This is a genomic window from Bacteroides muris (ex Afrizal et al. 2022), from assembly GCF_004793475.1.
Classification (GTDB): Bacteria; Bacteroidota; Bacteroidia; order Bacteroidales; family Bacteroidaceae; genus Bacteroides; species Bacteroides muris.
This window is the reverse complement of sequence record NZ_SRYZ01000004.1, coordinates 141,611-158,187: the sequence shown is the minus strand read 5'-3', so window position 1 is coordinate 158,187 and position 16,577 is coordinate 141,611. Positions and strand designations below refer to the sequence as shown.

At 51.1% G+C, this 16,577-nt stretch carries 12 protein-coding genes; all 12 read left to right on the top strand.

Annotated elements, in window-relative coordinates; genetic code table 11:
• Positions 1-505: 505 nt before the first annotated feature.
• The 12 genes from E5355_RS03560 (at position 506) to E5355_RS19785 (ending at position 16,568) form a co-directional block, all read left to right on the top strand.
• Positions 506-1,615 carry a DUF3575 domain-containing protein gene (locus E5355_RS03560; RefSeq protein WP_246866882.1) on the top strand — a complete coding sequence of 370 codons (1,110 nt, stop codon included), beginning with the start codon at positions 506-508 and terminating at the stop codon, positions 1,613-1,615.
• A complete protein-coding gene (locus E5355_RS03555) occupies positions 1,612-2,550 on the top strand; it encodes a DUF5119 domain-containing protein (RefSeq protein ID WP_246866881.1) in 939 nt (312 codons plus the stop codon). The genes E5355_RS03560 and E5355_RS03555 overlap by 4 nt, the downstream gene beginning before the upstream one ends.
• A gap of 32 nt (positions 2,551-2,582) precedes the next feature.
• Entirely contained in the window at positions 2,583-3,848 is a 1,266-nt protein-coding gene (locus E5355_RS03550; RefSeq protein ID WP_136009204.1) for a fimbrillin family protein, read from the top strand.
• A 27-nt stretch (positions 3,849-3,875) separates the two neighbouring features.
• On the top strand, positions 3,876-7,163 hold the full coding sequence (locus E5355_RS03545; protein WP_136009203.1) for a fimbrillin family protein: 3,288 nt from the start codon (positions 3,876-3,878) through the stop codon (positions 7,161-7,163).
• A 236-nt stretch (positions 7,164-7,399) separates the two neighbouring features.
• Positions 7,400-7,822, top strand: coding sequence for a bactofilin family protein (locus E5355_RS03540; protein WP_016272305.1), 423 nt, complete (start codon positions 7,400-7,402; stop codon positions 7,820-7,822).
• 66 nt (positions 7,823-7,888) lie between these two features.
• Positions 7,889-9,040 (top strand): hypothetical protein, encoded by a 1,152-nt coding sequence (locus E5355_RS03535; protein WP_176468094.1) that lies wholly within the window; start codon positions 7,889-7,891, stop codon positions 9,038-9,040.
• A gap of 37 nt (positions 9,041-9,077) precedes the next feature.
• The gene (locus tag E5355_RS03530; RefSeq protein WP_136009202.1) at positions 9,078-9,854 is read left to right on the top strand and encodes a M15 family metallopeptidase; all 777 of its coding nucleotides are present in this window, start codon (positions 9,078-9,080) and stop codon (positions 9,852-9,854) included.
• A gap of 201 nt (positions 9,855-10,055) precedes the next feature.
• Positions 10,056-11,321 (top strand): class I SAM-dependent methyltransferase, encoded by a 1,266-nt coding sequence (locus E5355_RS03520; protein WP_136009201.1) that lies wholly within the window; start codon positions 10,056-10,058, stop codon positions 11,319-11,321.
• 273 nt (positions 11,322-11,594) lie between these two features.
• Positions 11,595-14,363: a TonB-dependent receptor gene (locus E5355_RS03515; RefSeq protein ID WP_136009200.1), complete on the top strand. Its 2,769-nt coding sequence runs from the start codon at positions 11,595-11,597 to the stop codon at positions 14,361-14,363.
• A gap of 60 nt (positions 14,364-14,423) precedes the next feature.
• The gene (locus tag E5355_RS03510) at positions 14,424-15,353 is read left to right on the top strand and encodes a metallophosphoesterase (RefSeq protein WP_168354268.1); all 930 of its coding nucleotides are present in this window, start codon (positions 14,424-14,426) and stop codon (positions 15,351-15,353) included.
• Positions 15,354-15,537: 184 nt separating this feature from the next.
• Positions 15,538-16,083: a DUF4784 family protein gene (locus tag E5355_RS19790; RefSeq protein WP_016272299.1), complete on the top strand. Its 546-nt coding sequence runs from the start codon at positions 15,538-15,540 to the stop codon at positions 16,081-16,083.
• On the top strand, positions 16,038-16,568 hold the full coding sequence (locus tag E5355_RS19785) for a WD40-like domain containing protein (protein ID WP_016272298.1): 531 nt from the start codon (positions 16,038-16,040) through the stop codon (positions 16,566-16,568). Before E5355_RS19790 ends, E5355_RS19785 begins: the two co-directional genes overlap by 46 nt.
• The last annotated feature ends 9 nt before the right edge of the window (positions 16,569-16,577 follow it).

Below are 16,577 nucleotides of genomic sequence, written 5' to 3'. Positions count from 1 at the left end.
AGACATTTACAGTGTCATTTTACTGTTAAGTAAAATGACACTGTATCTTAAGTAACACATCGCCCACGCTCTATATTACCTGCTCTTCTATTATACAAATTCAATGCAGAATGACAGGATCTTGATTTACCCCATAATCTTCCGGTTTATAATATCTGTCTACAGGTAAAAATCCACAAATAGTGAAGCACCATTTTCCATCAGTATTATGCTGATGTGGAAAACTTTAGCTCATACCACGTTAAAAAACAATAATTCTATTGCGCATCAAATACCTTTATATATTTTTGCAAAAAATTATAAAGAATCACTCCATACTAAACAATAGAAAGAGTCTTTATATTCTATGAAACGGGTCATTGTTGTATCTCATTTAATACTATTTTTCTGTATCAGTACCTGTTTGTCTGCGCAGGACACGAGTATACACCGGGACACATTATATGCAAATATCAAGTTCCGGCAGGGATATTCGCAGGTAGACTCTGCTTTCAGTGACAATCAAATGCACTTGGAACGTCTGATTACATTACTGGACAGCACAGCACTCCACTCATCTTCAGTCCTCAAGTCCATAACCATAAAAGGGAGTGCCTCGCCGGAAGGATATACCCCCATGAACCGCAAGCTGTCGGAAAAACGTGCCCGCAACATGCAGGCATACATCGTCAACCACACATCCCTGAAAGACCTCAATGTAAAAACCGCCCCTTCGGACGTAGATTGGGAATTGCTGAGTGAGATGATTGCCGGTACCGACCAGCCGTGGCGTGACGAAGCCATGAGGATTATCGCCAATACTCCTATCTGGGTTTTCAAAGACAAGAAAATTGTGGACGGAAGAAAAAAACAGCTTTGCATGCTGCAAGGAGGACGTGCGTGGGAATACATGTCGAAAAACTTCTTCCCCACCCTGCGCAACGCCCGGTTCCGGATTATGTGCGAATGGGAAACAGAAGAAAGATTCGCCGATACCGGCAAGGATTCGGCAACCACGTTACCTGTGCCCATAGCCGACACCGTCTTCACCGAATCCGTCGTCCCCCCGGCAAAAATAAAAATAGAGAAAGACCGGAAGTTTGTCATGCTATTGAAAACAAATATGCTGTATGACGCTATGGCTATACCTAATATAGGAATAGAGATACCCATCACTTCCAAGTGGTCGGCAAGCGCCAACTGGATGTATGCCTGGTGGAGCAACGACGCGCGCCACCGCTTTTGGCGGACATATGGCGGCGATGTGGAACTGCGGCGTTGGTTCTCGCCCCGACGCGAGAGCCGTTCACTGATGTGCGGCCACCACATAGGCGTGTACGGGCAGATACTGACCTACGATATCGAGTGGGGCGGACGCGGATACCTGGGCGACCGCTGGAGCTGGGCTGCCGGGCTCTCCTACGGATATTCGCTGCCGGCAGGAAGACACTTCAACATCGACTTCACACTGGGAATAGGGTATCTGGAAGGAGACTACAAGAAATACCATCCGGAAGACGGATGTTACTTCTGGGAATCGACCCACCGACGGAAATGGTTCGGACCCACCAAGGCCGAAGTTTCACTAATCTGGTTCATAGGCGGACGTTACCAACGGAAAGGAGGTGAACAATGATGCGTTCTGTAAGATACTTGTGGGCAATGCTCGCAACATTGGCGTTTCTCACTCAGTCGTGCGACCACAAAGACCTTTGCTATCGCAACGAGCACCATACCGAACTCGAAATCAAGTTCGACTGGAGCAACGCTCCCGACGCACAACCCCGCACCATGGTAGTACAGCTGTTCCGCATGGACGGAAGCCACTACCAGCGCCGCGAGTTCACCTCGCGCGAAGGCGGCAAAATCAGCATCGAGAGCGGCGAATACAAGATACTCTTCCACAACGGGGAGATGGAATCCGTGACCGAACGCGGAAACACTTTCGACGACTATCTGCTTGCCACCGTGCCGCAGCCGCTTCTCGCCCCCATGGGACGCGGAGACCTCAGCACGCCTCCCCTGCCCGAAGGAGCCGAAAATCAACCCGTGCGGGGCGTGCCTGCCAGCGTATGGGGCGGCAAGTGCAGCTACCTGCAAGTGCAGGAAAACGTGTCCGGACAATCGCTTATCCTGACCCCCGAAGCGGCTACTGTGGAATATACGGTAGAGGTGCGGAACGTGGAGAACCTGAGCGACCTGATTGACTTCAGCGCCGCACTGAGCGGCATGTCCGAGGGATGGAGCCCGGCAAACGGACAGCCGACCGGAGAACCGGTAGTTATGCCCCTCGAAATGCAACGGCATACTGATGAGAAGATGCTCTTGGCGCGCTTTGCCACCTTCGGCCACTGCCCCCACGGACAAGAAGGGAAGCACATGCTGACCATCTATACCTCCAATCAAAAATACTTCCACCACGATGTTACCGGGCAGCTGCACGAAGCCGCCGACCCCACCCACATCCATATCGTGATAGACGGGTTGAAGATTCCTTCGGGAGGTGGAGGCATGAGCCCCGACATTTCGGGATGGGACAACATAGTGGAAACAGACATTGATATGAATTGAAAAAATAACAATAAACTTAAGGGAAACAGATTATGAACGGAAATGTAAAATTACTGGGAATGGTTGCTACCGCCTCCATTATGCTTGCCTCTTGTTCAAACGACGAGTTGAAGGAAGTTTACAAGGGCGAAAAGATTTCATTTACCACGCAGGTAAAGACGCGTGCCACAGAGACAACTATCAATAACCTTAACGGCTTTTATGTCTATGCAGATGCTGACAACTATGAAGATATGTTCATAAACGGACGACCGGCTAAAAAAGAAGCAGGCAAAGACAATACCTTTACAATCAAAGACGAGAATGGAGGCGATTATTTATGGCCGACCGGAGTAAAAGAGGTACGTTTCTGGGCATACGGTCCCGACAATCTGGACACAAAAACGGCATTCAAGCCTACCATAACCACACATACACAGCAATTTGAAACTCTTCTGGAATCTTCCATGGAAAATGGAGGTACGAACCAACAAGACTTTATTGTAGCTTATCAGAACGTAAGACAGGAAAACGTAACGGGAGGCGCCGTTAAGTTGGACTTTTATCATGCGTTATCGCAAATTTGTATCAATGCCAAGTGTCCGGACCACAACAATAGAAAAGTGAACATCAAAGGAGCATGGCTGGTAAACATAAATCAGAAAGGCATTCTTTCATTCTCAGAGAGTGCAACAGATACATACCACATGCAATGGACACCCAGTCTACCAAGCACTTATGGCGTCAAATTCGAGAATCTGCCATTGCTTACCAGCGCAAATACCACCCTAATAGGACAAGCAGAAGGAACTACCGGAGATAAATCCAGCAGTCTGATGCTTATTCCGCAAAAACAAGATAAATGGACGACTGACAAACCTAAGGGAGCATACATTTTGTTTCTTTGCCGTATTGAGGCCATTCACAAAGGCACAGTCCATTCCGATAAAGATAGCAACGGAGCGATACACGTAGAAGGAGATTACCATTATCACCAGCTATTCCCTACTCCTCAATCCGATAAATGGAATCGCAACGAATACGGGTATACCTGTGTAGGTATTGATATCGACTGGAAGCCCAACCATAAATATGTATATAACGTCATATTCTGCGGACAAGGCAGCGGCGCGGGTGTTTATCCTCCTATTGAATTGCCTGATTTGCCCAAAATAGAGGGTATAGAGATTGTACCCAACAAAGATAAAGATAAAGTAGGAGAAACAGTACTTGATAGCCCGCTATCTTTCGACGTAACAGTAGAGGCTTGGGAACAAGGAAACACCGGAAACAATGATGGTAATACAAACATGGACTAATCGACTAACATCAAAAGAAACGTGATTATGCGACATTTTCGTATATTTCGACCATCCTTCGGGCTGATGCTCCGTATGCTTGCAGGTGTTGCGGTCTGTGCCGTGTCGTCCTCTTGCACGGACGACACTTTCGACAAGCACGGACATCAGGGTGCTTCGGGCATGCTTGCGTTCGATGTGGCGGCACCGGGCAGCTGGGCTGATGGTTCGGCGGCCACGCGCGTTGCCGACAAAGACATAAGCATCCGGAAGCTGACACAGTCCGAAGGGGGGAAACCCTTATATTTAGTTACTGAAATTGCGGAAGCTGCTGTGGATACAGCGGCTTCCAATGCTATAACCCGCGGCACCACGACAACCGAAGAAACATTTAAGAACCATAGCTTCGGACTCTCGGCGACATGCTACACCGGAGATTGGCCCGGAGAAGAGGAGACAAACAAGTGGACCACCAACTTTGCCCACAACATAAAGGTGAGTTATACCGAAAGCGATAGCAAATGGAAATCCGAAAAATCCCTGTACTGGGTAGGTTCGGAGAATATCAAATTCTTTGCCTACTCCCCCTACTCTGCTGCCGCACCTGCATCTTCCGAAGAAGGCGCGGCTGATGCCGACGATGCCACTCCCTCCGTCATCCACTCGGCAGCGGATGCCACCGGTATTCCCACGCTGACTTATACAGTTCCTACAGACGTGACCAAGCAGATTGACCTGATGTATGCCACCGCAGACTGTGGCGGAAACGGCACGGGAGACGTCCGGAATGGAGCAGTGCAATTGAACTTCAAGCACGCACTGACTGCCGTCACCATAAAAACCGGCGAAAAGATGCTTGCCGGAAAAGTGACCAAAATAAAGATTTCCGGAGTGCATGGTAGCGGCAGTTACCCGATAGGAGCAACTAGCTGGACCATTACAGACGAAACCGCCGGACGCACGTTCAGTATAGACAATGAAACTGCATTGGACGGGAATAAAGACAAGAATGAAATCATGACCAAACCCGGCACCATACTGAACGGTGACGATAAGGGATACACGTTCATGATGATTCCCCAAGAACTCACGGATGATGCAAAGTTAACAATCTCGTTCACAGACAAGCTTACAAATACGGAACGTACTCTTACAGCCAAACTAAAGGAGTTTACGAAAAACGGGATATGGGAAATAGGAAAGCAGTATACCTACTCCATCAACTCCACCGGAATCGTTATTACACCGGTGATTGAATTGAAAGTCAACCGGGATAATACACTGTATCCTAATGGAGGCTATAAAGGAACTTGGAGCGCAGGTAATCCGCATCCTAGTTCTCCATCTCTATACATAGAAATGACAGATAAAGAAAAACAAGCATATCTTCCGGTCAGCGGTATTCTGAATGATGTAAGTATTGCCGCATACATGAAGGTGGCACAAGCTAATGCAGAATCAGCAGCCGCGAAAAAGCAAATAAGGAAACTTGATTTCACGATTGAGTGGTCTATTGATGGCGGCACAACGTGGAATTCATCGAAAGAGAGCCCTGAACTGGGCTGGAAACCGGCCACCGGTTCCCAAAGCAGGGCGGACGATACCGACCCGACGCAACCCGTAAGCGGAAGCATAATCCTGCCTGCCCAATCCCAATTTACATACATGCGGAATTTCTTGTACGGGAAAGGAACCACTATAGAAGGCCAAACACCGGGCAAGACTATTACCGATGCAGGAAATGGCTCGAAAGACGCCCCATACGATTTGGTTGACCGCAATGTGGTAGCACAAGAAAGTGCCAACTGCTATATTGTGAATGATCATGGCTATTATAAGTTTCCGGCTTACTATGGCAATACTTATAATAAAGAAAGCGATACTTCGTCTTACAAGTATAAAGGTGACATAAATGCTATTTCGGACAAAACTCGTAATTTTGTACTAGGCGAGTTCGTGAAACATGATAATACCCCCATTACAGGTGGTGAAATTTCAGGAATAGAAGATGCAATACTACTATGGCAAGACAGTCCGGACCTTGTAACAGAGGTGAAATACGATAATGGCTGGGTATCTTTCCGTGTGCCCGAAGAAAGCATCAACCAAGGCAATGCCGTGATTGCCGTACGCGGTTCTGAGGGTATTTTATGGAACTGGCATATATGGGTTACCCATCGCGAATGGGACGAATCATCTTGTCATACAATGTCGGATGATAACCTGAATCAATATGACAAGCCATTTATCATAGCCCCTTGCAACCTTGGTTATTGCGAGCCACATGTCGAAGACGTTGAAAGAAATATACTCATACGTTTTGTAGCCAATGGCGAACAAGTAGGTGATAATGAAATTGCACTAACCGTCAGCGGAGCATCGCAACCCGGGAAAGATGAAAAGAAGGGCATCATTACATTTACCCAACCCGAGATTGCAGCATCCGCAGCAGGCGACAACACTTATTACCAATGGGGACGTAAGGACCCGATGCTCCCGGGCATTCACAATGATGACACTTACAATACTGACAAAGAATTAGACATGGTAAACAAAATGTTCTATTCTACTGAGCAGTATCGTTTCACTTCATCAGAAAGTGCCAGAAGTATCGGAGAAAGCATACAATTTCCATATCAGTTTTTTATGCACCAGCGGCCACCATCTGATAATGTTACTGAGCAGAATAAGATTGATAACTATAAGCGACGCCACTGGCATGATGGAAGAAATGCTTCATATGGAAATAGAACCATCATGAACTATTGGAATACACAGTTGACAACAAGTGGATACGCTAACTTTATCTATGGCAAAGAAGTCCAATATTACAAGCAATCCCCTAATAACCTATATGTCATCAAAACAATATACGACCCCTCACCGGCAGGATTTAAAATTCCGCCTATTAAGGCTTTTGCTGATTTTTTTGATATGGTAAATTTGAAGGAAGTGACTGATGCAACTAAACCCAGCGGAAAAAAAACCGTAAGTGCTGGCCCACCAAATACAGTGGAAACCACGGAATTCAAAGGATGGACAGTTACTGTTGAAAGCCAGCCCTTTTATTTTCCCGCTACCGGAGTACGTGATATGGGAGTAAAGGAACAAGAGGTAGGTTATGGCACATTTCCAGGCTTCTCTTCAATAACATATATAGCAACATCCGGATTTCATGGTGAATATACGGGAGATAATAATGCCAACTCCAGTTGCTTGATATTATCTATTGATAGAAGAGATGGAGATTTTAAAAACTGTACCAAGCCTATTGAAGGAACCAACAACGCATACGGCTTTACCGTCCGCCCCATCCGCGACGGTCAGAAGAAGTAAAGCCGCCACCTAAAGCCCCTCCGAAAGGGAGGGGCACAACTTTCATTCATCCTGCCATACCGGGCCAGCCGGCCGGCAATCTTCTCCATCCTGAGAGAGGCGCCTCCCGCAAGCCGGGTATGGCAGATTTTCTGTCTACCCAAAAATCTCCATCCCCCTCTTTTACCATTTGTTTTTTTTGCCTACTTTTGCAGAAAATACAAGGAAAACAACAAACATCAAACATCATCCATACTATGTTTAGCAAGAAGAAGAACAACAACGAAGAGTATCTCAGCCCCACAGCCCAACCCTTGAAACTGACCACCATAGCCGTAGGCACCATCCTGAAAGGAACGGTGGACGTGGAAGGAAGCCTGCGCATAGACGGAACCATCGAAGGAGACATCACATGCCACAAAACGGTGGTGGTGGGCCCCCAAGGAAAGGTGACGGGAAAGGTGACTTCCGCCTCGGCCATACTGGAAGGCACGCTGAAAGGAGACATACATATATCGGACAAACTCATCCTGAAATCGGGATGCCTGATGGAAGGAGACATCTACACCTGCAAACTGGAAGTGGAACCCACCGCCTGCTTCAACGGCAACTGCAACACCATCAAAGAGACCAAGCAACCTGCCGCCCCCACACCCGAACCTCCTGCAAAGAAGAAATAAACCGGTTTACCGGATAATACCCTCTGCCGGTATGCCCTTACCGGTAGAGGCCACCACAGAACCAGAATGAAGAAAATACTCAATCTCGCAGGAAGCTTCATAGTCGGAGCGTGTATCGGCGCGGGAGGAATGATAGGCGTAAGAACGCTGGTCATAGGAGACTCGCTCGACAGTGTATGCAGCAGGTTTTCCGAATTCGGCGCCCTGCAGATGGCAGGAGTCTTTCTGGCCGCCATACTGCTTCTGCTGCTCTCCATCTTCCTGCAAGTGATTCTGCACGAAGGCGGGCATCTTGTCTGCGGACTGGCCACCGGCTACCGCTTCGTCTCCTTCCGCATCTTCAGCCTTACCTTCATCCGCAAAGACGGGAAATTGTGCATCAGGCGCTTCAGCATTGCCGGAACGGGAGGGCAATGCCTGCTTGCCCCGCCCGAAAAGCCTCTGGCATACATCCCCACCGCCTTGTACAACCTGGGCGGAGTGCTTGCCAATCTGTCGGCCGCCATCCTTGCCTTCCTCCCGCTGCTCACCGCAGACGGACTGCCCTATCTGCTGAAATTCTTTCTCCTGACGTTCTCCCTGACGGGCCTCTTCCTTGCACTGATGAACGGAATCCCCATGAAGATAGGAGGCATCGGCAACGATGCCGACAACATGCGCCTGCTTCTCAAGGACAGCAAAAGCAAGCAGGCACTGGTCACCCAGCTACGCGTCAATGCACTGGTGCAGGAGGGCATGCGCCCCAAAGACATGCCTGCCGAATGGTTCGGCCAAGCGGAAGGCATCGACTACAAGAATGCCCTGCAAGCCACCATAGCCTTGATGCACGCCTCGCGCCTGCTCGACCTCGAAGAATGGGAAGCCGCCCACCACGCGTTCGGCAGAGTGATGGACCACCGGCACGAAGTCATCGGGCTCCTGATAAAGGAAACCGCTTGCGAACTGCTCTTCACCGCCCTGGTGACAAACAGGACCGCGCAGGCAGAAGAATTATATACCGACGAACTGAATGCCTACATCCGGCAATACAAGGATGTGACGTCTTCCAAGCAGCGCTTGCTCTGCGCCCTGGCACTCTGCCGGGACAAGGACGCGGCAAAGGCAAAGGAGATTTACGAAGCCACCTGCCGACGGAAAGACAAATACCTGATGCAGGGAGAAGTCCGTTCGGACATAGCGCTGATGAAATCAATCCTTACCGCCGCGAATGTCTTGTAGCGGAAATGCCCCTTGTAACAGGAATATGTCTTGCAAAATGAAACAACTCCTCTTCTGCCTGCTACTGCTGCCGTCGGCCTGCGCGCTGCAAGGCTGCGGCGGGAAGCAACCACCGCAAAGGCAAATACAACGTGCAGACACAATGGAAAGGGATGCCGCATGTTCCGACTCCATAGAAGAAGCCCCCGCCCCTCCTGCCCCAGTCAAAAGCCGTACGGCCCGCTATCTGGACTCCCTCGGTTTCGTCAACATTGCCGAAGCGGACAGCAGCATTGCCATCGACCTGATGTACACCCGTGCCGACAACTTCACCGGAACCATACTGTACGAAGACCTGAAAGAAGCCTACCTGCACCCCGATGCCATGAAAAGCCTGAAGCGGGCACAACGCCTACTGAAAGAACAGTACCCCGGCTACAGCCTCATCGTCTACGACGCAGCGCGCCCCTTGTCCGTACAGCAGAAGATGTGGGACGTAGTGAAAGGAACCTCCAAATACATCTATGTCTCCAACCCCTCACGCGGCGGCGGCCTGCACAACTACGGATTGGCGGTGGACATCAGCATACTCGACGATAAAGGAACTCCTCTGCCCATGGGCACCCCGGTAGACCATCTGGGCAGGGAAGCCCACATCACAGAAGAAGCCGCACTCGTGGCACAAGGCAAGCTGACGGAACAAGAACGCGCCAACCGCCTGCTGCTGCGGCAGGTGATGAAAGAAGCCGGATTCCACCCGCTACCCAGTGAATGGTGGCACTTCAACCGCGTCAGCAGGCAGACGGCAAAGGAGCGATACCGGGTCATCCCTTAACTCTCACCCCCAGCTTGTCCGGAAACTTAAATTTGCTATCGCTTTGACGCGGATGACGCAGATGACGCGGATTTTTAATATTCTTAATCTGTATTATCAGCGTCATCTGTGTCTAAAAAATAATCAGACAGAAAGCTGCGAGTTTATGCCCCACTTTGTCCTTTTTGAGATAACTTTGCATCAGAATAAATAAGCCAAACCATGCCTCTATCCCCAGACACCCTCCGCTTCATCCGCGAGCATCGCCGCGACGACGTGCGCAGCCTTGCCTTGCAGGCACGCCGCTACCCTTCGGTAGACATGCCCGCCGCCATCACACAGATTTCAGGCCGGCAGATTGCCAAAGAGAAGATACCCGCATGGGCCGAGAACGAGAACATACTCTACCCCGCCCACCTTTCTCTGGAGCAATGCTCCTCCCAGGTGACGGCACAATATAAAGCGGAAATCATAGGCAACCTGCCAAGAACAGGACAAGAACATCCCGCGAAAGCCGGCACTCACGCGAAAAACAGCACTCCCGCATCAACCGGCACCCTTACCGACCTCACCGGAGGTTTCGGCATCGACTGCGCCTTCCTCTCCTCCTGCTTCGGACACGCCACTTACGTAGAGCGCCAGGAAACACTCTGCCGGATAGCCGCGCACAACTTTCCCGCCCTCGGCCTGAACCACATCTCCGTGTGCCACGCAGACAGCGTCCGCCATCTGCAAGAGATGGAACCCGTGGACTGCATCTTCATAGACCCTGCCCGCCGCGACGGACACGGCGGAAAGACCGTAGCCATCGGCGACTGCGAACCCGATGTGTCCGCCCTCGAAGAACTGCTGCTGCGCAAGGCACGGCACGTGCTGATAAAGCTCTCCCCCATGCTCGACCTCACCCTCGCCATGAACGATTTGAAGCATGTACGAGAGGCACACATCGTCTCCGTGGGCAACGAATGCAAGGAGCTGCTGCTCTTGCTGGGGCAAGGCGAAACGCTGCCTACAGACGACATTCCCATACATTGCGTCAACTTCACCTCCGCCCCGGCTCCCCAAGCCCTCGTCTTCACCCGCGGACAAGAGAAAGAGTGCGCATGCCCCTACACCCCCCTTCTGAAGCCATACCTCTACGAACCGAATGCCTCCGTGCTGAAAGCCGGAGCGTTCCGTAGCCTTTCCTCATTATATAAGATTGAAAAGCTGCATCCCAACAGCCACCTCTATACTTCGGACAGCCTCCTTCCCGACTTCCCCGGCCGCAAGTTCCGGATTACCTCCTCCTGCGGCTTCGGCAAGAAAGAAGTGAAAGAGATGCTGGCCGCCGAGAAAAAGGCGAACCTCACCGTACGCAACTTCCCCGCCACCGTGGCCGAACTGCGCAAACGGCTTAAACTGGCCGAAGGGGGAGACACTTATCTATTTGCCACTACCCTGGCAGACGGAAAGAAGGTACTTATCCGCTGCCAGGCTACCGGATAAGACACCAAACCCTATACCTTCCCCTGCACGAGATGTACATCTCATGTTGCTCGAGATGTACATCTCATACAGTCCGAGATGCACATCTCGTGCATCTTTAGCGTCAGTCTGCCAGATGACGGCAAAGGGAGATACCGCCGAAAGGGTACTACCTCCAAGAATTTATGTAACCTCATTGTAACTGAATCGTTATCTGTTCTTCAACGCTCCGCAATCTCCACGTAACGGCAACCCTCTACTTTTGCGGCAGATTATTAACAGATAATAACAAGTATGAAACAGATTTTGAGAGCATTCTTATTCTTACTCCTATTCACCGCCACCGTCAATACGGCCATTGCCGACGAAAAAGCAAATGTCACGAAACAAGGAACTGTACGCGGACGCATCATCGACGCCACTAAACAAACTCTCCCGGGCGCATCCATCTACATCGAGAAACTACACACTGGCGTGACGAGCGACGTCAACGGCTTCTACACTTTCTCTAACCTTGACCCGGGAACCTATACAGTAAAGGTGAGCTATGTGGGCTACTCTCCCGTAGAACTGAAAATCACCATCCCCGCAGGCCGTACACTGGAAAAAGACGTCGTGCTGAACGAAGGTGTGGAGTTGCAGGAAGTGGTGGTAGGCGGCGCCTTCCAGGGACAGCGCCGTGCCATCAACTCACAGAAAAACAACATGGGGATTACGAATGTAGTCTCTGCCGACCAGGTAGGCAAGTTCCCCGACTCCAACATCGGTGACGCCCTTAAACGCATCTCCGGCATCAACGTGCAGTACGACCAAGGCGAGGCACGCTTCGGGCAAGTGCGGGGCACGAGTGCCGACCTCAGCTCCGTCACCATCAACGGCAACCGCGTTCCCTCTGCCGAAGGCGATACGCGCAACGTACAGCTCGACCTCATTCCGGCAGACATGATTCAGACCATCGAAGTGAACAAGGTAGTAACCGCCGATATGGACGGCGACGCCATCGGCGGCAGCATCAACCTCGTCACCAAGAACTCCCCCTACAAGCGTACCATTGCCGCCACCGCCGGAACCGGCTACAACTGGGTGAGCGAAAAGGCGCAACTGAACCTTGGCTTCACCTACGGCGACCGCTTCTTCAACGACAAACTCGGCTTGATTGTATCGGCCTCCTATCAGAACTCACCTTCCGGTTCCTACGACACCGAATTTGTATGGGAGCAGGATGACAACGGCAAGACGTACGTCAACGACTACCAAATCCGCCAATACTACGTCACCCGCGAACGCCAAAGCTACTCTGCCGCACTGGACTGGGACATCAATGCCAACCACAAACTGACCTTCAAAGGCATCTTCAACAACCGCAACGACTGGGAGAACCGCTACCGTACCACGCTGAAAGACCTTGACCCCGACGGCAACGCCACCGTACGCATACAGACCAAAGCCGGTACGCCGGACAACCGTAACGCCCGCCTGGAACGCCAGCGCACCATGGACTTTGCCCTCGGCGGCGAACACCTCTTCGGCGCCCTCTCCATGGACTGGCACGCCAGCTATGCCAAAGCCAGCGAAGAACGTCCCAACGAACGCTACATCGACTTCCAACTGAAGAAACAGAAGTTCGACATGGACCTGAGCGACGAACGCCAACCCTTTGCCAGCCCCAAAACAGGCTCTACCATGACATTGAACGATGAATTCAGCCTGAAAGAGCTGACGGAACAGCAGGAAGACATCAAGGAGCAGGACCTGAAGTTCTCCGCCAACTTCAAACTTCCCTTCAAGAACGGCAACAAGCTGAAGTTCGGCGCAAAGGTAGTACGCAAGACCAAGGATAAAGAAGTGGACTTCTACGAATACTCTCCTCTGGACGAGGACGCCTTCATGACGAACAGCCTGGCAAATACAGTGGACCAGACCAACAAGAACTTCATGCCCAACAACAAATACCAGGCAGGCATCTACGCCAGCAAGGAATACACCGGCTCTTTAGACTTGAACAACGCTTCCCTCTTTGAGAAAGAGCAGGTGCAGGAAGAACTTGCCGGAAACTTCAACGCCCGCGAAACCGTGACTTCCGGCTACCTCCGCTTCGACCAAAAACTGACAAAAGACGTGGAACTGATGACCGGACTCCGCATAGAGAACACCAACCTTGCCTATACGGGACGCACCTACGATGCCGACGAAGACCTCACCAGCAAGACCGACCGTCAGCGCAACAGCTACATCAACTTCCTGCCGTCGCTGCTCGTAAAGTGGAATGTAAACGATGACTTCAAAGTGCGCGGTTCGTTTACCCAAACCTTGTCACGCCCCAAATACTCGGCCCTCGTGCCCAGTGTGAACATCAAACGTTCCGACAACGAAATCACCATCGGAAACCCGGAGCTGAAACCTACCGTCTCCTACAACTTCGACTTGAGTGCCGACTACTACTTCCGCAGCATCGGTCTGATAAGCGCCGGCATCTTCTACAAGAAGATAGACGACTTCATCGTAGACCAGGTGAGCACCAACTACGAATACCAGGGTAACACCTACACCCGCTTCACCCAACCCAAGAATGCGGGCAACGCCAACCTGGTAGGGGTAGAGTTATCCTACCAGCGCGACTTCAGCTTCATTGCTCCCGCTCTGAAATGTGTAGGTTTCTACGGAACGTACACCTACACCCACTCCCGTGTGGAAGACTTCAACTTCGAAGGCCGCGAGAATGAGAAAGACTTGAGCATGCCAGGCTCTCCGGAGCATACCGCAAATGCTTCCCTATACTTTGAGAAAGGCGGTCTGAATCTGCGCCTGAGCTATAACTTCGCTTCCGACTTCATCGACGAAATGGGAGAAAGCACCTTCTATGACCGCTACTACGACAAGGTGAACTATATGGACGTAAACGCCAGCTATACCTTCGGAAAGAAGTTCAAGACTACCTTCTACGCCGAAGCCAACAACCTGCTGAGCCAGCCGCTACGCTACTACCAGGGCACAAAAGACCGTACCATGCAGGCAGAATACTACGGCGTGAAAGTGAATGCGGGAGTGAAGATTAATTTTTAAACAGCGAATTCTATCTCAACAAGTTATCAACATTAACTACTCAACAATTTAATAATGACAATGAAGAAAATATTCCTTTTACTGTTTATTGCCCTACTTGGCAACGCAGCCATTGCCCAAATCACCGATTACTCCATCTTCGACAAGAAGTTCAACTTCTACGTAGCCAACGACCTCGGCCGTAACGGCTACTACGACCAAAAGCCCATCGCCGAACTGATGGGACAAATGGCAGAAGAAGTAGGCCCCGAGTTCGTTCTTGCCACCGGCGATGTACACCACTTTGAAGGCGTACGTAGCGTGAACGACCCGCTTTGGATGACCAACTACGAACTTATTTACAGCCACCCGGAGCTGATGATAGACTGGTTCCCCCTGCTGGGCAACCACGAATACCGCGGCAATACGCAGGCTGTGCTCGACTACAGTAATATCAGCCGCCGCTGGACCATGCCCGCCCGTTATTATACCAAGACGTTCGAGGACAACGGCGCTACCATCCGCATCCTTTGGGTAGACACCGCCCCGATGATTGACAAATACCGCAACGAAAGCGAGACCTATCCCGATGCCTGCAAGCAGGATTACCAGCAACAACTTTCCTGGATAGATTCCGTACTGACTGCCGCCAAAGAGGACTGGGTTATCGTTGCCGGACACCATCCCATCTATGCCGAAACCCCGAAGGACGAGAGCGAACGCGCGGATATGCAGGCACGTCTCGATCCCATCCTGCGCAAGCACAAGGTGGATATGTACATCTGCGGGCACATCCACAACTTCCAGCACGTACGCGTGGCAGGCAACGACATCGACTATATCACCAATTCTGCCGGTTCGCTCGCCCGCAAGGTGAAGCCCATCGAAGAGACCGTATTCTGCAGCCCCGAACCGGGTTTCTCCATTGTATCGGCCAGCAAAAAGACACTGGAACTGCGCATGATTGACAAGAAAGGGAATGTATTGCACACGGTGACGCGCAGCAAATAATCCAAGCCGGCACGCAAGCAGGCGCATTCCCCCGAAGCCCTGCCGAACAACCACTTTCCTCCCACGAAGCAGAAGACCATGTTTCGTAGGAGGATTTTTCCAGAAGAAGATACACTTCCTGCTACTAATCAGCCTGCTACTTGCCGCTTGCAGTGATGACGACAAAGAGAAACAACCCGCTTTTGTGACCAATATCACCATATCCGATGCCGGAAAGACCTTCAATCCCGGTGATGCCGTGACCGTCAAAGCCGACGGCTTGCAGAGCGACGACCAAATCATATTGGACATCTACTGGCCGATAGCCGACAATCCTCTCTTTCCCGAAGGGTATTCACGCTACACACGCGCCGTTACCACGGAGCAAACCACCAACAGCATTACTTTCCTTGCCCCCGGACACTGGCCCGCCTCACGGGTAGAAATGTTCCTGGAACGGGCAGGACAGCTTCAGCCTCTCGGCCAGATTTCGGTAGCCGACGGACAATCCCCCGAAGAACCATATCTCTACGGTATCACCAACTCCCACGCCATTTACACACCGACCGTTCCCCGCGGCATCACCCGTATCGACCTGGTAACACAAGAAATATCGGAAGTAATCCAGTTCCATGACGGCGAAGATTTCTGCCTTGCCGCCAACATCCCCGGCACCAACATCCTCTGCGGGATACGGGAGAAAATATGCCACCGATACATACTCCCGAAATACCATTACCGGATGGACTGAAGCCCGAATCCCTCTCACGCTATCCGGGCGTGATAGCCGACGCCCACATGCTGCTCTCGGCCAACAACGGCGACGGCACCTTCTCGCCTGTCGTGATAGACATCGCCAAAGAAAAGATGCACTGCTACGACCCCATCAAGGCCGAAGCCTTGATACCTTTCCGGATTATGGAACCATCCCCCGAAAACCCAAACAGCCTGCAATGCAAAGGAGGCTATATCGTTTCCCGTGCCAATGGTGGAGATACGCAATTCTGCTTATGGGATACTACTGCCGGAAACTTGAAAGAGCCTTTCGCCACCTACCCCAACGCCGTACGCTCCGCTGCCATGTACTACTCCAAGGACGGGCAGACAAGGAAACTCTACGTGCAGTTTGCAGGCTATCGTGAAGGCGACTTCATCGAAACTTATGATTTCCAGACAAAGGAATGGAGGATGTTTATGTTCTACGTACCGTTTGCAGAGATTTTACTGGCACGATAACCGGCTCCC